Annotated in this window: 23 protein-coding genes; 15 read left to right on the plus strand and 8 right to left on the minus strand. The window is 60.7% G+C overall.

Annotated features, from left to right (window positions below; translation table 11 throughout):
- Window positions 1-3 precede the first annotated feature (3 nt).
- From TM1040_RS11945 to aat, 7 genes are all read left to right on the plus strand, one after another.
- On the plus strand, window positions 4-1,203 hold the full coding sequence (locus TM1040_RS11945; protein WP_011538847.1) for a branched-chain amino acid ABC transporter permease: 1,200 nt from the start codon (window positions 4-6) through the stop codon (window positions 1,201-1,203).
- A gap of 10 nt (window positions 1,204-1,213) precedes the next feature.
- Window positions 1,214-1,969, plus strand: coding sequence for an ABC transporter ATP-binding protein (locus TM1040_RS11950; RefSeq protein WP_011538848.1), 756 nt, complete (start codon window positions 1,214-1,216; stop codon window positions 1,967-1,969).
- Between the two features lie 18 nt (window positions 1,970-1,987).
- On the plus strand, window positions 1,988-2,743 hold the full coding sequence (locus tag TM1040_RS11955; RefSeq protein ID WP_011538849.1) for an ABC transporter ATP-binding protein: 756 nt from the start codon (window positions 1,988-1,990) through the stop codon (window positions 2,741-2,743).
- A gap of 211 nt (window positions 2,744-2,954) precedes the next feature.
- Window positions 2,955-3,503: a helix-turn-helix domain-containing protein gene (locus TM1040_RS11960; protein WP_011538850.1), complete on the plus strand. Its 549-nt coding sequence runs from the start codon at window positions 2,955-2,957 to the stop codon at window positions 3,501-3,503.
- 173 nt (window positions 3,504-3,676) lie between these two features.
- Window positions 3,677-4,168: an acetyl-CoA carboxylase biotin carboxyl carrier protein gene (gene accB, locus TM1040_RS11965; RefSeq protein ID WP_011538851.1), complete on the plus strand. Its 492-nt coding sequence runs from the start codon at window positions 3,677-3,679 to the stop codon at window positions 4,166-4,168.
- Between the two features lie 9 nt (window positions 4,169-4,177).
- Window positions 4,178-5,527, plus strand: a complete 1,350-nt coding sequence (gene accC, locus TM1040_RS11970) for an acetyl-CoA carboxylase biotin carboxylase subunit (RefSeq protein WP_011538852.1) — start codon at window positions 4,178-4,180, stop codon at window positions 5,525-5,527.
- A gap of 65 nt (window positions 5,528-5,592) precedes the next feature.
- The gene (aat, locus tag TM1040_RS11975; RefSeq protein ID WP_011538853.1) at window positions 5,593-6,225 is read left to right on the plus strand and encodes a leucyl/phenylalanyl-tRNA--protein transferase; all 633 of its coding nucleotides are present in this window, start codon (window positions 5,593-5,595) and stop codon (window positions 6,223-6,225) included.
- Here aat and TM1040_RS11980 read toward each other — a convergent pair.
- From TM1040_RS11980 to TM1040_RS12015, 8 genes are all read right to left on the minus strand, one after another.
- Window positions 6,189-6,626 (minus strand): DUF2155 domain-containing protein, encoded by a 438-nt coding sequence (locus TM1040_RS11980; RefSeq protein WP_011538854.1) that lies wholly within the window; start codon window positions 6,624-6,626, stop codon window positions 6,189-6,191. The genes aat and TM1040_RS11980 overlap by 37 nt on opposite strands.
- A complete protein-coding gene (mlaD, locus tag TM1040_RS11985; protein WP_011538855.1) occupies window positions 6,626-7,078 on the minus strand; it encodes an outer membrane lipid asymmetry maintenance protein MlaD in 453 nt (150 codons plus the stop codon). The genes TM1040_RS11980 and mlaD overlap by 1 nt, the downstream gene beginning before the upstream one ends.
- Window positions 7,079-7,148: 70 nt before the next feature.
- The gene (locus TM1040_RS11990; protein WP_011538856.1) at window positions 7,149-7,535 is read right to left on the minus strand and encodes an NADH:ubiquinone oxidoreductase subunit NDUFA12; all 387 of its coding nucleotides are present in this window, start codon (window positions 7,533-7,535) and stop codon (window positions 7,149-7,151) included.
- A 120-nt stretch (window positions 7,536-7,655) separates the two neighbouring features.
- On the minus strand, window positions 7,656-8,048 hold the full coding sequence (locus TM1040_RS11995; protein WP_011538857.1) for a glyoxalase superfamily protein: 393 nt from the start codon (window positions 8,046-8,048) through the stop codon (window positions 7,656-7,658).
- A gap of 11 nt (window positions 8,049-8,059) precedes the next feature.
- Complete coding sequence (locus tag TM1040_RS12000; protein WP_011538858.1) at window positions 8,060-8,425, minus strand: RidA family protein; 366 nt, start codon at window positions 8,423-8,425, stop codon at window positions 8,060-8,062.
- Between the two features lie 91 nt (window positions 8,426-8,516).
- Window positions 8,517-9,242 (minus strand): dienelactone hydrolase family protein, encoded by a 726-nt coding sequence (locus TM1040_RS12005; RefSeq protein ID WP_011538859.1) that lies wholly within the window; start codon window positions 9,240-9,242, stop codon window positions 8,517-8,519.
- 104 nt (window positions 9,243-9,346) lie between these two features.
- Complete coding sequence (clpX, locus tag TM1040_RS12010) at window positions 9,347-10,612, minus strand: ATP-dependent Clp protease ATP-binding subunit ClpX (RefSeq protein WP_011538860.1); 1,266 nt, start codon at window positions 10,610-10,612, stop codon at window positions 9,347-9,349.
- A gap of 151 nt (window positions 10,613-10,763) precedes the next feature.
- Window positions 10,764-11,396 carry an ATP-dependent Clp protease proteolytic subunit gene (locus TM1040_RS12015; protein ID WP_044026758.1) on the minus strand — a complete coding sequence of 211 codons (633 nt, stop codon included), beginning with the start codon at window positions 11,394-11,396 and terminating at the stop codon, window positions 10,764-10,766.
- 295 nt (window positions 11,397-11,691) lie between these two features.
- Between TM1040_RS12015 and TM1040_RS12020 the strand changes: the two genes are divergently transcribed.
- The 8 genes from TM1040_RS12020 (at window position 11,692) to mdoH (ending at window position 22,570) form a co-directional block, all read left to right on the plus strand.
- Window positions 11,692-12,699, plus strand: coding sequence for a GlxA family transcriptional regulator (locus TM1040_RS12020; RefSeq protein WP_011538862.1), 1,008 nt, complete (start codon window positions 11,692-11,694; stop codon window positions 12,697-12,699).
- Between the two features lie 123 nt (window positions 12,700-12,822).
- Window positions 12,823-13,365: a DUF302 domain-containing protein gene (locus tag TM1040_RS12025; protein ID WP_011538863.1), complete on the plus strand. Its 543-nt coding sequence runs from the start codon at window positions 12,823-12,825 to the stop codon at window positions 13,363-13,365.
- Window positions 13,366-13,396: 31 nt separating this feature from the next.
- Window positions 13,397-15,010 (plus strand): thiamine pyrophosphate-binding protein, encoded by a 1,614-nt coding sequence (locus TM1040_RS12030; protein WP_011538864.1) that lies wholly within the window; start codon window positions 13,397-13,399, stop codon window positions 15,008-15,010.
- Window positions 14,997-16,196, plus strand: a complete 1,200-nt coding sequence (locus TM1040_RS12035) for a CaiB/BaiF CoA transferase family protein (protein WP_044026759.1) — start codon at window positions 14,997-14,999, stop codon at window positions 16,194-16,196. The genes TM1040_RS12030 and TM1040_RS12035 overlap by 14 nt, the downstream gene beginning before the upstream one ends.
- A 263-nt stretch (window positions 16,197-16,459) precedes the next feature.
- On the plus strand, window positions 16,460-17,824 hold the full coding sequence (locus TM1040_RS12040; RefSeq protein WP_011538866.1) for a tetratricopeptide repeat protein: 1,365 nt from the start codon (window positions 16,460-16,462) through the stop codon (window positions 17,822-17,824).
- A 22-nt stretch (window positions 17,825-17,846) separates the two neighbouring features.
- Window positions 17,847-19,154, plus strand: a complete 1,308-nt coding sequence (locus TM1040_RS12045) for an OpgC family protein (protein WP_011538867.1) — start codon at window positions 17,847-17,849, stop codon at window positions 19,152-19,154.
- Window positions 19,151-20,677 (plus strand): glucan biosynthesis protein, encoded by a 1,527-nt coding sequence (locus TM1040_RS12050; protein ID WP_011538868.1) that lies wholly within the window; start codon window positions 19,151-19,153, stop codon window positions 20,675-20,677. The genes TM1040_RS12045 and TM1040_RS12050 overlap by 4 nt, the downstream gene beginning before the upstream one ends.
- The gene (gene mdoH / locus TM1040_RS12055) at window positions 20,678-22,570 is read left to right on the plus strand and encodes a glucans biosynthesis glucosyltransferase MdoH (RefSeq protein ID WP_011538869.1); all 1,893 of its coding nucleotides are present in this window, start codon (window positions 20,678-20,680) and stop codon (window positions 22,568-22,570) included.
- Window positions 22,571-22,626: the final 56 nt, after the last annotated feature.

Consider the following 22,626-nt stretch of genomic DNA (forward strand, 5'->3'; position numbering starts at 1 on the left):
GACATGTTCAAACTGGAAAAAACCGATCTCAAACTTCTCATGATCGTGGCTGTTCTGACCATGTTCGCCCCGTTCATCCTGAACCCCTTCCCCGTCGACAGCGCCATGGCGCAGTTCAACGCGGGCTATCCGGACCTGATGCAGCGCTTTGTGATCTTTGGTGTCTTTGCCATCGGGTTCAACATCCTCTTTGGCCTCACCGGCTACCTCTCCTTTGGTCACGCGGCCTTTCTCGGGGTGGGGTCCTATGCGGCCGTCTGGATGTTCAAACTGCTGAGCATGAACGTGCTGCCCGCCATCGTGCTGTCGGTTCTGGTCTCCGGTCTCTTTTCGCTGGTGATTGGCTTTGTGAGCCTGCGGCGCTCGGGGATCTACTTCTCCATTCTGACTCTGGCCTTTGCCCAGATGATGTTTGCGCTGGCCTATTCGGTTCTGACCCCGATCACGGGCGGTGAAACGGGCCTGCAGTTGGCGCTGGATGATCCGCGCATTCTCGGCGCCAGCCAGACCGCCGAGGGCAATATCCCGGTCCCGAGCCTCTTTGGGCTGGAGATGCGCGACAGTGCAGAACTGGTGATCGGCGGCTGGTCCTTTACCTTCAACTTTGGCTACTACTTCTGCGCGCTGGTGATGCTTGCATCGTTCTATCTCGCGATCCGCATCTTCCGCTCGCCCTTTGGGATGATGCTGCGGGCGGTGAAATCCAACCAGCAGCGGATGAACTACACTGGTCTCAACTCCCGTCCCTATATGCTTGCGGCCTTTGTGATCTCTGGCATGTACGCGGGGCTCGCCGGTGGTCTCATGGCCTCCATGGACCCGCTGGCTGGCGCGGAGCGGATGCAGTGGACCGCATCGGGCGAAGTCGTTCTGATGACCATCCTTGGTGGGGCTGGCACGCTGATCGGTCCGGTTCTGGGCGCAGGCTTCATCAAATACTTCGAGAACATCTTCTCCAAGATCAACGACAACGTGCTGCACAGCTGGTTCAGCTTCCTGCCGGATGGGCTTGAGGACTTTGTGGTTTTCATCATCCACCCCTTTATCGGCAAGGGCTGGCATCTGACGCTTGGCATCCTCTTCATGCTGGTGGTGATCTACCTCCCCGGCGGACTTGTGGAAGGCGGACAGCGGGTCGGAAACTGGCTCAAGGGGCGCAAGAAGTCTGACGCCAAGCAGAGCAACACCAATCCGGCGGAATAAGGAGACCCTCATGAGCATTCTCGAAGTCAAAAACGTCGGCAAACGCTTTGGTGGCCTCCAGGCGCTGTCGGATGTGAACCTCTCCGTCAAGGAGAACTCGGTCCACGCCATCATCGGCCCCAATGGGGCCGGCAAATCCACCCTGCTGAACTGTCTTGTCGGCAAGCTGATCCCCGACACCGGGTCAGTGATGTTCGACGGCCAGTCGGTGCTCGGGCGCGCGCCCTATGAGATCAACCAGATGGGCATCAGCCGCGTCTTTCAAACGCCTGAAATCTTTGGAGATCTGACGGTTCTTGAAAACATGATGATCCCCTGCCTGGCGAAACGGGACGGCGCGTTTGAGCTGAATGCCATTGCCGCAGTGATGTCGCAGCGCGACATTCTGGACCGTGCCGAAGCGATGCTGGTGGAGATGAATATGGCCGACAAACGCCATATGCACGCGGCCTCGCTCTCGCGTGGGGACAAACGGCGGCTGGAGATCGGCATGTGTCTCAGTCAGGAGCCACGGCTGCTCCTGTTGGATGAGCCCACCGCCGGTATGGCGCGGGCCGACACCAACAACACCATCGACCTGTTGAAACAGATCTCGGACGAGCGCGACATCACCATCGCCATCATCGAACACGACATGCATGTGGTGTTCTCGCTTGCCAATCGGATCACCGTTCTGGCGCAGGGCACCCCCCTCGTGGAGGACGATCCGCAAAACATCCGGGGCAACCCGAAGGTGCGCGAAGCCTACCTCGGCGAGACCGCGTAACGGAGAAAGGACAAGACCATGAACGTAAAACCGGATTTCTCCAAGAGCGCCAACCACGCGGCCACCGCCCCTGCCTTTCTGTCGGTTTGGGATGTGCATGCCTATTACGGCGAAAGCTACATCGTGCAGGGCATCAACTTTAATGTGCATGAGGGCGAAATCCTCGCGCTTTTGGGCCGCAATGGCGCGGGCAAGACCTCGACCCTGCGCTCCATCGCGCGCATCGGCTCTCCGATGGTAACACGGGGCGAGATCTGGCTCGATCACCAGCCGCTGCACCTGATGGAAAGCCACGAGGCCGCCACTGCCGGTTTGGGTCTGGTGCCCGAAGATCGCCGCATCATTCCCGGTCTTACGGTCGAGGAAAACCTGCAGCTGGCACAGATTGCCCCACCAATCGGCTGGTCGATCGAGCGCCTCTACGAGCTCTTCCCGCGTCTGGGCGAGCGGCGCAAGCAGGAGGGCGTGACACTCTCGGGCGGCGAACAGCAAATGCTTGCGATTGCGCGCGCCCTGGCCCGCGACATCAAGGTGCTGTTGCTCGACGAACCCTACGAGGGTCTGGCCCCGGTGATCGTGGACGAGATCGAAAAAACCCTCATCCACATCAAGGAACAGGGGATGACCACCATCCTCGTAGAGCAAAACACGGTGCGGGCACTGCAACTGGCTGATCGGGCGGTGATCCTCGACACAGGCGGGATCGTTTTTGACGGCGCCGCGGCAGAGGTTCTCGAAAACGAAGAACTGCGTTCTGAATACCTCGCGATCTGATCTGCGGATCGGACGCTGAAAAGGTGACGCCGCCGGCGCGCCATCTGGTTACTCCGTCGTGAGCGGCACATCCCTGCCACTCACACGACCTGGGCCGGGCCTGTTTTCAGGTCCGGCTTTTTTCACACACCTCGACGGGGGTGAGCAGACCTTGCGGCCGTGACACACATGCGCCCTTCCCTTGCGCCAAGGCCCGCTTTAGAACCGGGCCATGTCTGATCCCGCAACTGATCCCGCTTTTGACTATGCGCCTGTTGGACTTGCGCTTTTGGAACATCGCATCATCAAGCGGTGCAATCTGCTCTTTGCCGAGATCTTTGACGCCCCCCCAGAGGCGCTTTGCGAGACACCAATTGCTGCGCTTTATCCCAGCGCCGAGGATTACCAGCGCATAGGCGAGATCTTGCAGTTGCCGGAATCACAAAGCGGAATCTACCACGACGAACGCATTATGCGTCGCACGTCGGGCGCGCTGTTCTGGTGCCGGGTGCGCGGGCGATCCCTCGACGGTGCGCGCCCGTTTCAGGCCGGTGTATGGTCCTTTGCCGATCTCTCCGAGGAGCGCCCCGTTGTCAGCCTGACCCCACGCGAACGCGAAGTCGCGATCCTCACCTGTCGGGGGCTCTCGGCCAAGGAAATTGGCCTCAAACTGGATCTCTCCTATCGTACGGTAGAGACTCACCGGGCGCGCCTCTTGGTGAAATTCAACGCCAAAAAGCTGCCCGAACTGGTCGCAAAACTCAGTGGCATGCCTCTTTGAAGCCCGCAGAGAGGCCGATATTTCCCTGCAAAAATGATTGAAAAGAGAGGCTTTCCCCCTCATCTTCAGAGGCAATCAAGCACGCTTTCCTTATGGTCAGCTATGGCTTATAAGGCCAAAAATTTCCGCCCCGGACGCATTCGGGGCCAGACAGGACCCTGCCGAGGAACACAATGACAAATAAATCTCACGAAGCAGATGTGGCGTTCATCAAGGCTCTGGCGGAGCTTTTGCGCGAAAACGACCTGACCGAGCTTCAGGTCAAGCGCGACTACGCGGAAGATGACAGCCTGAATGTGCGCGTCTCCCGCCAGCACCCCGCTCCCGCCGCGCCGGTTCACGTCGCAGCAGCCCCCGCGCCTGCCCCGGCCGCCGCAGCGCCCGCCGCTGTCGCAGCCGCAGCGCCCGCATCCGACGATCCTGCCAATCACCCCGGCGCTGTGACCTCCCCGATGGTGGGCACCGCCTATCTCGCACCCGAGCCGGGCGCTTCTGCCTTTGTGTCCGTGGGTCAGCAAGTGAGCGAAGGCGACACCCTGTTGATCGTCGAAGCAATGAAGACCATGAACCATATCCCGGCCCCCAAATCGGGCACCGTGAAGCGCATCCTTGTTGAAGATGGCGCCGCGGTCGAGTTTGGTCATCCGCTCGTCATCGTCGAGTAAGGCCCTGCCATGTTTGACAAAATCTTAATTGCCAACCGGGGTGAGATCGCGCTGCGCGTGATCCGTGCCTGCCGCGAGATGGGCATCCAATCCGTTGCGGTGCACTCCACCGCCGACGCCGATGCCATGCATGTGCGCATGGCCGATGAGTCGATCTGCATTGGCCCACCGTCAGGCGCCCAGAGCTATCTGTCGATCCCCGCGATCATCTCCGCCTGCGAAATTTCGGGCGCTCAGGCGATCCACCCGGGCTACGGGTTTCTCTCCGAGAACGCCAATTTTGTGCAGATCGTCGAGGACCACGGGCTGACCTTCATCGGCCCCTCCGCAGAACATATTCGCCAGATGGGCGACAAGATCACCGCAAAAGACACCGCAAAAGCGCTCGGCATTCCTTGTGTGCCGGGATCTGACGGCGGTGTGCCCGATGTGGAGACCGCAAAAAAGGTCGCCGCCGAAATGGGCTATCCGGTGATCATCAAGGCCACCGCCGGTGGCGGCGGGCGCGGCATGAAAGTGGCCCAGACCGAAGCAGATCTGGTTCAAGCGTTCCAGACCGCGCGCTCAGAAGCCAAAGCGGCCTTTGGCAACGACGAAGTCTACATGGAGAAATACCTCCAGCGTCCGCGCCACATCGAGATCCAGGTCTTTGGTGATGGCAAAGGCGGCGGCGTACACCTGGGCGAGCGCGACTGCTCCTTGCAGCGGCGCCACCAGAAGGTCTTTGAAGAGGCTCCCGGCCCCTGCATCACCGAGGAAGAGCGTGCCAAGATCGGCAAGATCTGCGCGGATGCGATCGGCAAGATGGGCTACTCCGGTGCGGGTACCGTCGAATTCCTCTATGAGGATGGCGAGTTCTACTTCATCGAGATGAACACCCGCCTGCAGGTGGAACACCCTGTGACCGAAGCCATCTTTGGCGTCGACCTGGTGCGTGAACAGATCCGCGTTGCCTCTGGCCTGCCGCTCTCGTTCACGCAGGATGATCTGATCATCAACGGTCACGCCATCGAAGTGCGCATCAATGCCGAAAAGCTGCCGAATTTCTCGCCCTGCCCGGGTAAGATCACCGCATATCATGCCCCCGGCGGCCTTGGCGTGCGGATGGATTCGGCGCTTTATGACGGCTACTCGATCCCGCCGTACTACGACAGCCTGATCGGCAAGCTGATCGTCCACGGGCGCGACCGGGAAGAGGCCCTTGCGCGTCTCAGCCGCTCGCTGGGCGAGCTCATTGTGGACGGGATCGATACCACGGTGCCGCTGTTCCACGCGCTCTTGCAGGAAAAAGACATCCACACCGGTGAGTACAACATTCACTGGCTGGAAAAATGGCTTGAAGCCAACCTTCAGGCCTGAGACATCTTTCTGGGGGCGGCGGTTTAAAACCTCCGCCCCTCTGCTACCCCGTGCTAGGCTAATCTATGACGCTCAGCGCTGATCTCCTGCTTCATGCTTACGCGAACGGCGTCTTCCCCATGGCGGAGAGCCGCGACGATCCAGAGGTGTTCTGGGTCGATCCAAAGCGCCGTGGCATTCTGCCTTTGGACGGTTTTCGGATTTCTCGTTCTCTGGCCAAACGCCTTCGCCGCGATGATTACAGCATCAGCGTAAACCGCGATTTTGCGGGCGTGGTGCAGGGGTGTGCCGATCGCGAAGAGACCTGGATCAACGGTGAAATCTTTGACCGTTACCAAGAGCTGCATCACGACGGATTTGCTCACTCTCTCGAAGTCTGGATGGACGATGCGCTGGTGGGGGGCGTCTACGGCGTCTCACTTGGGGGCGCCTTTTTTGGCGAAAGCATGTTCTCGCGCCGGCGAGATGCCTCCAAGATTGCACTCGCCTATCTCGTGGATCGTCTGAACGCAGGCGGCTACATTCTATGTGACACCCAGTTCATCACGCCTCATCTGGCGTCTCTTGGGGGGCGGGAAATCAGCCGCGCGGCTTATCGCAGAAGGCTCGCCGAGGCGCTGGACCAGCCGGGAGATTTCATCTCTCCCGCGCTCCCGTCACCTCAGGTGCTCTTGCAGCGCAGAACCCAGACGTCGTAACGGCGATGATCGAGTGCGTTGAGCGCGGGGCTCGATGCAATCATCCAACCATCAAAGAACACTTTGCCGTCCTGGCGATCCCGGATCGTCAGATACGCAAAAGCATCCCCCGAGGGGTTCTCTGTTGGATAGCGGCACTCGCGCAAAGTCACGATCAGGCCGAAGATCTCTGCCGTGCCACCGGTCTGCACCTCGACATCGACACTCTTGCCGTTGACCTTATCTAGCCCGCGCAGGCTCGTAAGTGTACCCTCGGTTGCCTCGATGCGTTCAACACGCTCACGGCTTTCGGGGACGCGCGGCTGCACGATCACCGGGTCAAGCTCCTCGACAGAGATCGTCTGAGCCGAAAGCGGCGCCGATGCCAGAAGGCAAAAAGCAAGTGTGATCAGGCGCTTCATCAGGATTCGTCACCGCCGCCGGAGACAAATTTGACCAGCAGAGAAATCAGGCTCACCGCCCCTTGGGTGTCCACGATCTCATCACCCGCCTCAAGGTTGAAGGGCGAACCGCCCGGCATCACTTCGACAAAATTTCCACCAAGCAACCCCTCTGACGCGATCACAATGGCGCTGTCGTCGGGGATCATGATGCTTTTATCCACCGAAAAGGTCGTGTCCGCGCGAAAGGTTTCCGCATTGAGCGCCACATCCGTCACGGTTCCGATCTTCACGCCAGCAAGACGCACATCGGTCCCGACACTCACCCCTTCCAGAGAGCGAAAGGACGCCGTCAGCGGGTAGCTATCGCCGCCGCGCGAAAGGCCCGCGGCCTGTGCGGCATAAAACGCAAACCCTGCTGCCACGGCCAGCACAAGGCCACCGGTCAGCACTTCGGTTGTGGAATGGGTCATTACAAACCTGCCTTTTGGCCAGATCGCAAAGGGACGTCGGGCAATATCCGCGCGTCCCTTTGGCGTAAACTTATTCGGGGCTCCACGCCTCGTAATCGCTGCGCGGTTTTGGCGTGCCACCCGCGCGGATCGAGCCCGCCGGCGCGTACGCCAGCATGGTGCCAGTCAGGTTTTCCTGATGCGGCTTTTCCCAATCCTTGTGTTTCAGCGGCTTCTCGCTCGGCACTTCGTTAAAAGTGCGGTGCAACCAGCCATGCCAGTCGGCACTGACGCGCGACGCCTCTGCCTCGCCATTGAAGATCACCCAGCGACGGCTGTCATCTGCGTTGCGATAGAATACGTTGCCCTGATCGTCCTCACCGACCTTAACCCCCTTGCGGCGGGTGTAGATCATTGTGTTGAGCGTGGCGCCATTCCACCAAGTCACAGCCTGCAAAAGCGAATTCAGGATTCCCATGGGTCCCTCCGAAAATCTCTCCCCCGATATGGCCCATTCTCGACCCGAGGTCCAGTGGTTCGCGGTCAAGTGGTGAATAGAGCGGCGGGAAACAGCAAGATCGCCACGCTTTCGCGTCCCTTAGCTGCCACGAGAGCGCTGCTCACAGAAGCGTAAACGGTTGCCAAAGGGATCTGTCACCGTGATCTGCAGCCCCCACGGCATCGCATCAAGCGCCGGTTTGATGTTGCGATAGCGTTTTTCACCCAGTTCCGCATGAAGCGCCATGGCATTGTCGATGGGGACAAAACAGGTAGAGCCCGGCGTGGCATCCCCGTGATGTTCGCTCAGGTGCAGGATGCAGCCTGACCGCGAGATCTGCATATAGATCGGAAGATCCTCTTCGTGCTGATACTCCCAATCCAGAGAAAACCCCAAATAATCAATATAGTAGTCGCGCGCCTTCTGCAGATCAAAAATTCGAACCACGGGAATGGCGGGGCGGATGGTCACCGTTTGCGAAGTCTGCTCCATCTGTCGCGCGCCTATGCCGGGGTCGCCAGTGCTGTCACTTCGATCTCGATCCGGTATTCCGGCGCGATCAGGTTGCATTCAATCATGGTCGCGGCAGGCGGGTTTTCTCCAAAGGTTTCAGCAAGGATCGGCCAGCAGGGTTCAAACTCGGACGCATCGGGAAGGTAATAATTCACGCGTACCACCTCGGCAAAACTCACACCGGCCTTGGCAAGCGCAGCCTCGATGGTCGCCAGAGCCGAGCGGCACTGTGCCACCACATCTTCGCCCTGCCCCACGGTGCCGGCGACATGCACAAAGCCGCCCGCCACAACCGCTCGGCAATAGCCGACCTTGGCCTCAAATTCTCCGCCCGAAGAAATGCGTTTTATCGTCATGAGGCGTCCTTCCACTTCGCTTGAACAGTTTGTCACATGGAAAGTCTATGGTGGATTGGCGCGCATCGGCACTGCAAATTATGCATTTCTGCTATGCACTTGCGGCGCCTTCAAACGTCTCAGCCAGAAATCCCGTCAGCGCAGTCCAGGCCCGTGAACTTGCGGTGGCGCTGTAGATCATGCCACCAGCGCTGTCCTTGGCGTTGGGGTTGGTGAACGCATGCCCGGTGTGTCCAAATCCGAGCACCTGCCAATCCGCGCAGTGTTCGTTCAGTTCAGCCGCAAGCGCCTCGAGCGCAGAAGGCGGGGCAAGCGGGTCGTCCCAACCGTGCAGCACCAGAACCGCCGCGCGCATCGTCTGGGTCTCAAAATTGGGGCGGTCATAGACGCCATGCAGCGGCACACACGCACGCAGATCGGCCCCTGTGCGCGCCAGATCCAGCACGGCCTTGCCGCCCAAGCAGTAGCCCATTGCGCCGATGCGCCCCGCATCCACCTGCGGCAAGGCACGCGCGGCCTCCAGCGCTGCCCCCATACGCCGCGCGAGCACGGTGCGATCCGCCTGCAAACCTGCCATGAGGTGCTGCGCCTCCTCTGGCGAGGCCGCGCGCTTGCCGTCTCCGTAGTAATCAACCGCGAGAGCGACATAGCCGAGCTTGGCGAGGTCTTCGGCACGGGCGCGTTCAAAATCGCTCAAGCCGCCAAAGGCGGGCGCGATCAGGACGCAGGGCGCGGGCTCCTCTCGACTGTCGTCGCATACCAAGTGGCCGACGAACTGATCTATGCCATCGCCATAATGAAAGGCTTCGCTTTTCATGTGCTGTTCCCTCCTAACACACCCAGCAGTTGAGAAAGAAAAAGGCCAGTGTCACGGGGACACTGGCCTTTCGCTATTCGTATTCATCGGAGCCTTGGACCGGTTCAACCTGCGGTGGCCGATTCCTTTTCATCGGCGTGGATCATCAGCGGCTGCGCCTCAGAGCAGACGGCCTCCTCATTGACGACCACTTTTGTCACGCTCTCCATTCCGGGCAGCTCGAACATGGTATCGAGCAGGATATCCTCGAGGATGGAGCGCAGACCCCGCGCGCCGGTCTTGCGCTCAATGGCTTTCTTGGCAATGGCCGAGAGCGCCTCATCGGTGAAGTCCAGCTCGGTGTCTTCAAGTTCAAAGAGGCGCTGGTATTGTTTGACCAAAGCATTCTTGGGCTTGGTCAAGATGGTGATCAGCGCATCCTCATCCAGATCCTCAAGCGTCGCGAGAACCGGCAAACGGCCCACGAATTCCGGGATCAGGCCGAATTTCAGCAGATCTTCGGGCTCGAGATCGCGGAAGGTCTCGCCCACGCCCGCATCGCTCTCTTCGCGCACATCGGCACCAAAGCCCATCGCAGAGCCTTTGCCGCGCTGCTTGATGATCTTGTCCAGGCCCGCAAAGGCACCGCCGCAGATGAAGAGGATGTTCGTGGTATCCACCTGCAGGAACTCCTGCTGGGGATGCTTGCGCCCACCCTGCGGCGGCACGGAGGCCACAGTGCCTTCCATCAGTTTCAGCAGAGCCTGCTGCACGCCCTCGCCCGACACATCACGGGTGATGGAGGGGTTTTCAGACTTGCGGGTGATCTTGTCGACCTCGTCGATGTAGACGATACCGCGCTGCGCGCGTTCGACATTGTATTCAGACGCCTGCAGCAGTTTCAGAATGATGTTCTCGACATCCTCACCAACATAGCCTGCCTCTGTAAGCGTAGTGGCATCTGCCATGGTAAACGGCACGTCCAGAATCCGTGCAAGAGTTTGCGCCAGAAGGGTCTTACCGCAGCCGGTGGGGCCGATCAGCAGGATGTTGGACTTTGAAAGTTCAATATCATTGCCGGCCTTCTGGGCGTGGTTCAGACGCTTGTAGTGGTTGTGAACCGCCACCGACAGCACACGCTTTGCCGTCGCCTGACCGATCACGTAATCATCGAGGACCTCGCAAATATCCTTGGGCGTCGGCACGCCGTCGGTTGCTTTCATCCCGGAGGCCTTCGTCTCCTCGCGGATGATGTCCATGCACAGCTCAACGCATTCATCACAGATGAACACGGTCGGGCCTGCAATCAGCTTTCTCACCTCATGCTGGCTCTTGCCGCAGAAGCTACAGTAAAGCGTGTTCTTGCTGTCGCCGCTCGAGTTCGTCGCCATGGTCTACCTTTCCATCCGCCTCGGGGCCAGCGCGTGTCAATTTGCCCCGATGTAAGGCCAGCTTAGGACAGCTCCCAAGCGGCCACAATGTCAAATTGTGCTCCCCTGCACACTATGGTTAAGGGAGCACGAGGCCCGCGTGGTGCCGGGCTTAGCTTTCTGCGTCGTCGGCCTTGCTGCGATTTTCGACGATTTCGTCGATCAGTCCGAATTCCTTGGCTTGTTCCGGTGACATGAAGTTGTCCCGTTCCAGCGCCTTTTCAATGGTGTCGTAGTCCTGACCGGTGTGTTTGACGTAGATCTCGTTCAAGCGACGCTTGAGCTTCAGGGTCTCTTCGGCGTGGATCATGATGTCCGTCGCCTGCCCCTGATACCCGCCGGAGGGCTGGTGGACCATCACGCGCGAATTGGGCAGCGAGAAGCGCATGCCAGCCTCGCCCGCGGTCAGCAGCAAGGAGCCCATGGAGGCCGCCTGGCCGATCACCAGCGTCGACACCTTGGGCTTGATGTACTGCATCGTGTCATAGATCGACAGGCCCGACGTCACCACACCACCCGGCGAGTTGATGTACATCGAAATCTCTTTCGAGGGGTTTTCCGCCTCAAGGTGCAACAGCTGCGCTACGATCAGCGAAGACATGCCATCGTGAACGGGACCGTTGAGGAAGATGATACGCTCCTTCAACAGGCGCGAGAAAATGTCATATGCGCGCTCGCCCCGGCTGGTCTGCTCAACGACCATCGGCACAAGTGTGTTCATGTATGTTTCTGTTGGATCAATCATTGGACCTGCCTGTCTTGGGATCATGACGGGCACCATACCCGACAGAGGATTACCCGAGTCTTAGTATTGCGAAAATTGGGCTGCAAGAGGCGGACCCGCATTTTCGCACCTGCAGCGCTATCGCGGTGCAACACGCATCAAAGCTGTGCCATTTCTGCAGGAAGACAACAGGTGTCGCAATTTGTCGAGCCAAGGTCGGATTATCCCGGCACCCCACGTCCGCACGGCGCTAGCTGGTAAATGTGGCAGAGGCATCTCTTTGCACGCAGCCTGTTTCCTGTGATGGACCCTGAAGATGTCTGACGATAGTTTTGTTCAAAAAGGCGCCGCCGCAACACTCAAGGTGCCGCATGCAGGCGCGCCGCAGGACTTCTATTTCCTGCTGCTGCCAAAGGCCACGATGCTGCCTGTCGCCGCCGCGATCGAGCCGCTCAGAATTGCAAATCAGGTCACAAATACAAAGCTTTATCGCTGGTATATCATGACACAGGATGGCGCGCCGCTACGCTGCTCCAACGGGATGGTTGTCACCCCCGATCTGCCGCTGGCCCCGCTGCCCTCGGATGCCATGGGCTTTGTGTGTTCAGGCGTGGAGCCCCAGGAGGCCGCCGGTGACATCACTCTGAACTGGCTGCGGCGCGAACATCGCTTCGGGCGCAAGCTCGGGGGGATCTGTACCGGTGCATTTGCGCTGGCGCAGGCGGGGCTGATCAAGGATCAACCCTTCACGCTGCACTGGGAAAACCAACCCGGTTTTGTCGAGCGATACGAGCACCTGAAACCCTCGCCTAACATTTACGAGATTTCTGGAAATTTGATGACCTGTGGCGGCGGCAGCGCGGCAACGGACATGATGCTGACCCTGATCGAGCAGCGCCATGGCAAGCAGCTGGCGATCATCGTCGCGGATATGTGCCTGCATGTGCGCTCCACCTCCGGGGCTGCACCTCAGAAATCCAACTATGCCGTCGCCATCGGCAGTCGCAACCAGCGCCTTCTGAGTGCTCTGCAACTGATGCAGGAATCGATCGAAGAGCCGCTCTCTATCGGAACACTTTGCGCGCGGCTGGATATTTCCCGTCGCCAATTGGAGCGCCTGTTCTCGCGCTATCTCGATCAAAGCCCGATGCACGTCTATTCCGACATGCGCCTGAGCCATGCCTTCGCCTTGATGAATGAAACCTCGATGTCGGTGACAGAGATTGCGCTTGCCTCCGGGTTCAACTCCGCCACGCATTTCTCTCGGCAATTCAAACGCAAATTCGGCGCCAGCCCGCATTTCTTCCGCAAGGGCTGGGCCTGACCGCACCCGGCGAAATGAGGGATCACCACGTCCGTGTCTGACGCGGTACGCACTTAAATGTGACGAGTATTTCAGCCCGTTCGCGCGTAGACCTTGGTGCAAACCGCAGCGTAGGAGCCCTAAATGGTCCGCCCTCTTGATCCCCTCCGCCGTCTGAGCACGGGGCTCGTGTTCAGCCTTGCTCTGTCGGCCGCACAGACCGCGGCGCTGACGGCGGCTCTGGCCGCATCTTTTGCAACGCCCGCGACGGCAGACCTTGCCGCGCGCGAGGGCTGGGCGATCCATGCCAGCACAAAGGACTACAAACGCCTTCTCGCCGACCTCAAAGCTGCCGTAAGAGCACACAATATGGGTGTCGTCACAGAAGCCGGCCCCACCGGCGCCGCCGCTGCCCGCGGCATCACCATTCCGGGAAACCGCGTTGTTGGCGTCTTTGCAAACACCTACGCAGTGGAGATCCTTGCGCTCTCCACCGCCGCCATGATCGAAGCACCGATCCGCTTCTATATTACGGAAAACCCCGATGGCAGCGCGACGCTCTCCTACAAGACCCCGAGCCATGTTTTTGCGCCCTATGTGCCCGAAGCAGGCGCCGCACTGACGGCCGTCGCGGCGCGGCTCGACGACGTCTTTGCCCAGATTGCTGCCGCAGCGCTGCAGAATTAATCCCCTATTTCCAAATCAATACGGACCACACATGACCCAATCTCTTCGCGCCGCCGATATCCTGGCCCGTCGACTCTACGAGGCCGGATGCCGCCACGCCTTTGGCATGCCCGGGGGCGAAGTCCTGACACTTGTGGATGCGCTCACCCGCGCTGGGATCACCTTCCACCTCGCCAAACATGAAAACTGCGCCGGTTTTATGGGCGAAGGCGTGCATCACAGCGATGGGGCGCCCGCAATTCTGGTCGCAACCCTTGGACCCGGCGCGCTCAATGGGGTCAATGTGGTCGCCAATGCCCATCAGGACCGGGTGCCGATGCTGGTGCTGACAGGCTGCGTCGACGCGGATGAGGCGCAGACCTACACCCATCAGGTCCTGGATCAACAGGCCGTCTTTGCCCCCATCACCAAGGCCAGTTTCCGTCTGAACGCCGCTGCAGCCGAAGTGATCGCCGACAAGGCGGTCGCCATCGCAGGCGAGGCCCGTCAAGGACCGGTTCATATCGATGTGCCCATTTCGGTTGCCAACGCACCGGCCACACCGCGCAACACGCGCCGCGCGCCTGCCGGAGCCTGCGCGCCTGCGGGCGCTACACTGGCGCAGGCGCAGGACTGGCTGCACGAGGCCAAACGCCCCTTGGCGGTGGTCGGGCTCGATGCGCTTTTGCCCGGCGGTCCAGACGCCACCCGCGCGTTTCTGGAGGCGCGACAAATCCCCTTTGTCACCAGCTACAAGGCCAAGGGCATCCTGCCGGAGGATCATCCGCTCTGTCTGGGCGGTGCGGGTCTGTCACCGCTTGCGGATCGCCACTTGCTGCCGCTCATCGAGGCCAGCGACCTTATTCTCGGGATCGGCTATGACCCGATCGAAATGCGCACCGGCTGGCGCGCGGCCTGGGACGCCACAGAGACCCGCGTGATCGACATCACGCCTGAGGCCAACACCCATTACATGCATCAGGCCAGCCTGCCACTGATCGCCGACATTCCTGCCACGCTCAATGCGCTTGCGGTTGCACCTCAACCCGCACCACCCTGGCCAAACGGGGAAATCGAAAAGGCCAAGACCGCCCTTGCCGAGGCCTTCCCCCGCAGCGACGACTGGGGGCCTGCGGGCGTCATTGCTGAATGCATCGACACCCTACCCGCCGATAGCCTGCTGACCGCAGACAGCGGCGCACACCGTATTCTCCTGAGCCAGATGTGGCCCTGCCAGGAACCGCGCCAGCTGGTACAATCCTCCGGGCTTTGCACCATGGGCTGCGCAGTGCCACTTGCCATGGGGCGCAAGCTCGCCGAACCCGAACGCACCGTGGTGAGCTTTTCAGGGGATGCCGGGTTTCTGATGGTTGCAGGCGAGCTGGCGACCGCGGCAGAACTGGGTCTTGCCCCAATCTTCGTTGTCTTTGTGGATGCCTCGCTTGCCCTCATCGACCTCAAACAACGCCAGCGCCAGCTCCCCAATGCAGGCGTGGATTTTGGCCGGCACGACTTTGCCGCCATCGGACGCGCCTTTGGCGGCGAAGGCCATCGGGTGCAGAACCGAACGGAGCTGCGCGCCGCGCTGGAGGCGGCTCAATCGGCCTCCACCTTCACCGTGATCGCTGCGGAAATCGACAAGGAGTCCTATGATGGCCGCATCTGATACCACCGCCCCCGCGCGTTTGCCCCACGGTGCCCTCAAAGGCGTAAAAGTGCTGGATCTCTCGCGCATCCTGGCTGGCCCAACCGCAACGCAACTTTTGGGAGATCTGGGCGCCGATGTGATCAAGGTCGAAAACCCAACCACGGGCGGCGACGACACCCGTCAATGGGGCAAGAGCGTCGCCGAAGATGCTGATCTCACGCCCTATTTCATGGCCGCCAACCGCAACAAACGCTCGCTCGCGCTGGATATTTCTGCCCCCGAAGGACAGGCCATCATCCGACGCCTCGCCGCGCAAGCAGACGTCTTGATCGAGAACTTCAAACCGGGCGGGCTCGCGAAATATGGACTTGATTACGCCTCCCTGCGCGAAAGCTGCCCACATCTGGTCTATGCGTCGATTTCCGGCTATGGCCAGACCGGCCCGAACCGTGCAAAGCCCGGCTATGATCTGATGGCACAGGGCTATGGCGGTATCATGTCCCTTACCGGCGACCCCGAAGGCGCGCCTGTCAAGGTCGGGGTCGGCATCGCGGATGTGATGTGCGGAATGTATGCGACCATCGGCATTCTCTCGGCATTGCGCCACCGCGATCTCACGGGCGAAGGCCAGCAGGTCGAACTTGCCCTGGTGGATGCGCAGATCGCCTGGCTGATCAACGAAGGTGTGAGTTACCTCAATACCGGCCAGAAACCCGTGCGACGCGGCAATGAGCACCCCTCGATCATGCCCTATGGCACCTATGAAACCCGCGACGGCCATGTGATCCTCGCAGTTGGGAATGATAGTCAGTTTCGCCGATTTATGGCATTCCTTGCCCTCGAGGGATTGGCCGAAGATCCCCGATTTGCCACCAATCCGGCCCGTCTTGAGCATCGCGGCGCACTCAATGATATCCTGATCCCGGCGCTACAGCGCTATCGCACCGATGAGGTCATTGCCGCGATGGAAGCCGCCAAGGTGCCCGTCGGCCCGGTCAAGACACTCGATCAGGTCTTTGAGACCGATCAGGTTGCCGCGCGGGACATGGTGGTGACGATGCAGGCCGGTGACACCGAGGTGCGGCTCTTGGGCAATCCGCTCAAGTTCTCGCGCACCCCCGTAACCTACCGCAAGGCTCCGCCCAGATGCGGGGCGGACAGCACGGAGATTCTCGCGTCTGACGCGCCCTTTGAGACCGACTGAACGGATCCCGCACAGACGTGGCCCAGAGGGCCGCCTCGCAATGTTACAAAAGCCTGCGCGATTTTCTGCCCGCGCTGCATCCACCAGCACAAAGCACCGTTTTTGTGCTGGTTTTCGCCCACATCCCCCCGCGTTGATGTCATTTTCCCGCCGAAACCCACACGCGCCTTCACCAAAGCGAGAGCGGGGGGCGCGCGGTGGAAATTGCTTCGCTAGCATCTCTGTTAACAATCGTGTTCCCAGCTTGTGAAAGTGACCCGCCCATGACCCAGGATATTTTTGGACAAGAGTGCAGCCTCACCGATCCCCGCGCACTCGCGGAATGGAACGGCGCGCAGACCGGCGTTCTTGCCCATGCGGCGCGCACCGCTGGCCACCTTGGGGCGGTGTTGGACGCCGCGCCCGATTTTGCCCTCGGTCAGGCCATCAAGGGGCTGTCGCTGTTGATGCTTGGGCGCTCCGAACTCTTGCCGACCGCGCGCGAGGCGCTGGCTATTGCCAAGTCGACCTATGAAGGCGCGTTGCCGCGAGAACGCAAATATGTCGACGCATTGGAAGCCTGGCTCTCGGGTCATCCCTCGCGCGCGATCACCTGCATGGAAGACATCCTGACCCGGCATCCCTGCGACACGCTGGCGATGAAACTCAGCCATGGGATCCGCTTTATCATGGGCGACGCCCGCGGCATGCGCGCCTCTATCGAGCGTGTGCTGCCCGCCTATTCGACCGAGCACGCAGGACATGGCTATCTGTTGGGCTGTCACGCCTTTGCCCTCGAGGAAACCGGCGACTTCGACCGGGCGGAAATCACCGGACGTCAGGCACTTTGGACCGCGCCGGACGATGCATGGGGGCTGCATGCGGTGGCACATGTGCATGACATGACCGGAAATGCCAGGACTGGATTGGGTTGGCTTGAGGGCCGCGAAGAGGCCTGGGCGCATTGCAACAATTTTCGCTACCATGTGTGGTGGCACAAGGCCCTGATGCACCTCGACCTCGGCCAAATCGACGAGGTGATGCGGCTCTATGATGATGAGGTGCGCAAGGACAAGACCGACGACTACCGCGACATCTCCAATGCCACCTCGCTGCTGATGCGGCTCGAACTTGATGGGGTCAATGTCGGAGACCGCTGGGACGAGCTGGCAGAGCTTTGCGAAAACCGAACTGAGGACGGCAGCCTCATCTTTGCCGATCTGCATTACCTGCTGGCGCTGATCGGCGGCGATCGCGCAACGGCCACAGGCCAGCTGATCCGGCGGATCCATGCCGATGGAACCCAGCCCAAGACCGAAGCCGCGCAAAGAATGGCCGACCCGGGCTGCGCGGTGTCAAAGGGACTTGAGGCTTTTGGGGAAGGCCACTACGGCACAGCCTTCGACTACCTCGCTAAGTCACGGGATTCGTTGCAACTTGCAGGTGGCAGCCATGCCCAGCGGGACGTGTTTGAACGCATGACCATCGACGCTGGGCTGCGCTCGGGGAACTGGGCACAAGTGGAGGCCATTTTGGATGACAGACGTGCCAAACGCGGAGGGGGCGAAGACAATTATGCGATGGCCCGTCGCGCCTTGATTGCGGCCGCCCAAAGCGAGGGCGGCGCACAGAGCGTCCCGGCGGAGTGATCCTTTAGGAGATTTGAAAAAGATGGCAGACGTCGCGCCTTTTCCGGCGCCCGATCAAAGCAGCGCTCAACGCGCCGCCCCCACATCCACCGGCGCCGATGGTGCAGGCCCCCTCGCGGGGGCCACGGCGCAGCTGCGCCCGGATGTGCAGGGGCGCCCGCGCGACCCGCGACTTGATTTTTATCGCGGCATCGCGATGTTCATCATCCTCTGCGCGCATATCCCGGGCAATCGCTGGACAGGCTGGATTCCGGCCCGCTTTGGCTTTTCCGACGCAACCGAGATCTTTGTGTTCTGCTCCGGCATGGCTTCCGCGATTGCCTTTGGCGGCTCTTTCCAGCGCCACGGCTGGTGGTTGGGCACCGCGCGCGTCGCCTACCGCTGCTGGCAGGTGTTCTGGGCGCATATTGGCCTCTTTTTCTTTGTGGCCATGTCGATGGCCGCGCTCGATCTCTATGGCGGGTTTGAGAAAAGCTACATCGGCTCATTGAACCTGAGACCGTTTTTCAACGATCCCGCAGAGCAGATCGTGGGGATTTTCACCCTCACCTATGTGCCGAACTACTTTGACATTCTGCCGATGTATCTGGTGGTGCTGGCCTTGATGCCTGCGATTATGAGCGCGCAGAAACTCGGCCTCTGGGCTGTGGCGGGGCTGTCGCTGGCGCTCTGGCTTCTGGCCAACCCTTATGTTGTCGGACTTGGTCCCGAAGGCCTGTCGCTGCCCGCAGAGCCTTGGTCGGACCGCGAGTGGTTCTTCAACCCTTTCGGCTGGCAGCTTTTGTTCTTTACCGGTTTTGCCTTTATGGCAGGCTGGCTTCCCAAACCGCCGGTCAGCCGCGGACTGGCACTGTTAGCGGCCGCCTTCTTGATCCTGTCGATGCCTTTTGGCTCGTGGAAGGTCTTCAGCTGGCTCAACAGTGCGGCCCCCGACCTGGGCGCAACGATCCGCCCTGCATGGGGCATCACCGGAGAGTGGCGCGAGAAAACCGACTTTGGCCTTCTGCGCTATCTGCATTTCTTGTCGCTGGCTTACCTGGCATGGCTTGTGGCCGGTGAGAACGGGCAAAACCTCGTGGCCCGTGGCAGCTCTTTGGCCGCGCGCTTCTGGGCTCAGATCCTGACGCTCATCACCAAGGTCGGCCAGCAAAGCCTTGCTGTCTTTGTCTTTTCCATGGCGCTTGCCCGTTTCATTGGCGCGGCTCTGGATCAAACCGAGCGCGGCATCCTTGTGACCGCGTTGGCCAATATCACTGGCTTCACTCTCATTATCGGCTGCGCTTTTGCAGCCGGCTGGTTCAAATCCCAACCCTGGAGACGCAAACGATGAGCACATTCAGCCGTCGTTCCTTCCTTCAATTCGCCTCTGCCCTGTCACTTGCGGCACTGGCCCCCGCCGCGCGCGCCAGCGCCTCCGAGGAAGCGTTTTCGCGCGCCGATGTGATTGCGCGCGCCAAGGCTCTCGCTGAACGGCCGTTCAAGGCCCGCAGCGCGGTTCCCGATGACTGGCTCGCTCTGAGTTATGACCAGTATCGCTCGATCCAGTTTGACCTCGACAAGGCGCTCTGGGCCGGCTCTGATCGCAGCTACAACGTGGATTTCTTTCTACCCGGCCTCTATTTCGAACGCCCGGTCCTCGTCCATGAAGTTGAAGACGGGATGGCGCATCGCATCCCCTTCGATTTGGGTCATTTCAAGAAACATCCCGAGATCTCACCCGATCTGTCGACCGAAGGGCCGCTGGGGTATTCGGGTTTCCGCCTGCGCACGGATCTTGGCGACCGGGATCATCCGGGAAAGAAAACCGAATTCTGCGTCTTTCAGGGCGCGAGCTACTTCCGCGCGATTGCCAATGGCAACAACTATGGTCTGTCTGCACGCGGGCTGGCGCTCAAGACGGCCGATCCCGAGGGCGAGGAATTCCCCGAATTTGTCAGCTTCTGGCTCGAAGCGCCGGGCCCCTTGCAGGAAAACATGGTGGTGCACGCGCTGATGGACAGCCCCTCGGTGACGGGCGCCTACCGGTTTGACATCACCCCCGGCACCCCTTGTGTGATGGATGTGGAAGCGACGCTCTTTGCACGCAAGGACCTGACGCATGCGGGTCTTGCACCGCTTACCTCAATGTTCCTCTTTGATGGCACCAACCATCAGCGGTTCGATGATTTCCGCCCGGCGGTTCACGATAGCGATGGGCTCTTGATGAAAAACGGCAATGGCGAGGTCATCTGGCGACCCCTTGCAAACCCGACCCGTCTTCAGGTGTCGAGCTTCGTGGACAAGAACCCCGCCGGTTTTGGCCTGATGCAGCGCGCGCGCAAGCTGTCGGACTTTGCCGATCTCGAAGCCCACTACCATCGCCGCCCCTCGCTCTGGGTCGAGCCCCGCGAGGATTGGGGCGCGGGAAGCGTCACCCTGGTTGAAATCCCGGCGGACAAGGAAATCTACGACAATATCGTCGCCTATTGGCGTCCGGAAAAACCCTATCCCGCTGGCGCGCGCGTGGATCTCAACTATCGTCTGAGCTGGGGCGAAGAGCCGGTGCTGGATCTGCCGCGCGTGATCAACACCGCCTCAGGCGCCAAGATCTTTGGCGACCCCGGGCGTCTCATGGTGATCGATTTTGAGGCGCACCCGGTGTTTGAAGCCGATCCCGAGGCCTTCAGCTTGCATATCTCCTCGCCACATCTTGAGACATCTGATGGTGTGTTGCAGCGCAACCCGGAGACCGGCGGCATGCGACTGGCGTTCTCCTTTGATCCGGGCGAGCAAACCCATGTGGAACTGCGCGCGCAACTGCGCAAGGATGGGCAGGATGCTTCTGAGGTCTGGCTGTATCGGTGGACCGTCTGAATGAAAGACATTGGTTTTACAGATACATCCGCGCTGTTGTTGCCACCAGAGGCTCCGCTGGCGATGCCGGCGCAGGACTTTGGACGCCAATTTCACGACGCCAGCGCGCCGGCTGCCTCCGCCCGGGATGGAACCGGCGCGGCGCTGTGGCGGGTGCTGGCGTTTTCGCCTGCCATGGTTGCAACTCTTGCGCTTGCGTGGGTGATGCAGGGCTGGTTTGCCGCAGATGGCACCACCTCGCTGGAGTGGGTGCTGTTGGTTCTGATTGCTTTCAACTTCTTCTGGATCACTTTCACGGTCTCGACCGTCCTGCTTGGACTGTTCAGCCTCTCGCGCACCCGTCCGCGCCCCGAACGCGGCCTGCGCAAACCAATGCGGGTGGCCCTCTTGGTGCCAATCTACAACGAAGTGCCCTGGTATGTGCTTGGCAACGCGCGTTCCATGCTCGAGGAGCTGCGGGCCATCGGCGGGCCCCATCGCTACGAGATGTTCATTCTCTCGGACACCCGCGACCCAGAGATTGCCGCACAAGAGCTGCAGAGCATCAAGGCTTTACGCGCGGATTTGCCCGAGGGGATCACGCTCTATTATCGTCGGCGCGCCGAAAACACCGCCCGCAAGGTGGGCAATATCCATGATTGGGTGACCCGCTGGGGCGGCAGCTATGAGGCCATGTTGGTGCTGGATGCGGACAGCCTGATGACAGGCCGCGCCATCCAGCGCCTCACGGATGCACTGGCGCGGGACCCGGCTGCTGGTCTCATTCAGAGCTTCCCGCAACTTATTGGTGCACAATCCGTTTTTGGCCGCATGCAACAGTTTGCCAACGGCGTATACGGCCTCGCGCTGGCCGAGGGTCTGGCGCGTTGGACTGGTCATGAGGGCAATTACTGGGGCCACAACGCCATCATTCGCACCCGCGCCTTTGCCGCGTCGGCCGGGTTGCCGGAGCTGCGCGGGTTCACCGGAGGCAGCAGCCTCATCATGAGCCATGATTTTGTGGAGGCAGGCTTGTTGCGACGGGCTGGCTGGCGCGTGAGGTTCCTGCCCCGCATCCGCGGCTCCTACGAGGAAACACCGGCCACTCTGGTGGATCATATCCAGCGCGACCGGCGCTGGTGTCAGGGCAACCTGCAACACCTGCGTCTTTTGTCGGCAACCGGGTTTCACGCGATGTCGCGGTTCCACCTCGCGCATGGTGCCATCGGCTATCTGATGGCGCCGGTCTGGTTTGCGCTCTTGGTGATCTGGGCCGTGATCGGCCAGGACGAGGGCGGATCAGTGATCACCTACTTCTCCGAGGCAAACCCGCTGCGGCCCAACTGGCCGGATATGAGCGAGCCACGCCATGTGGCGGTGATCGTCCTGATTTATGCCATGTTGCTCGCGCCCAAGGTCCTCTCTGTCGCGGCCCTGCCTCTGACCGGGCGGCGGATCGCGGATTATGGCGGTCTGGGGCGGTTCCTTCTGTCCATGCTCACCGAAATTTTGCTTGCGATCCTCTATGCGCCGATCCTGATGGTTCAGCAGATGATTGCCGTGTTGCGCAGCGTCTTTGGCCTGCAAAAAGGCTGGTCCCCGCAGGCGCGCGCAGGTGGTGAGTATAGTCTTGCAACCCTGTGCAAGTGCCACCTTCTAGAGACCGTGAGTGGCATCGCGCTCTGCATCGGGATTGCTGCGGGCCTGGTGTCACTCTGGCTGTTGCCAATCGCACTGTCACTTGTGCTGGCCGTGCCGCTCTCTGCGATGTCGGGCCTGCGCCTGCCGCGGGGCTGGATGGGCACGGCCGAGACCTTGAACGAGCCGCAGATCAACCGCGCGGCCCATCACTACCGCAATCTGTTGCGGCAACACGCGCAAGGGACCGACGTGCCCGTGCAGGCCGCGGAGTGAGAGGTTCCGTGGCGTTTGCGGGGGCTCTGCCCCCGCACCCCCGGGATATTTTTCGT

This window comes from Ruegeria sp. TM1040, assembly GCF_000014065.1.
Lineage (GTDB): Bacteria > Pseudomonadota > Alphaproteobacteria > Rhodobacterales > Rhodobacteraceae > Epibacterium.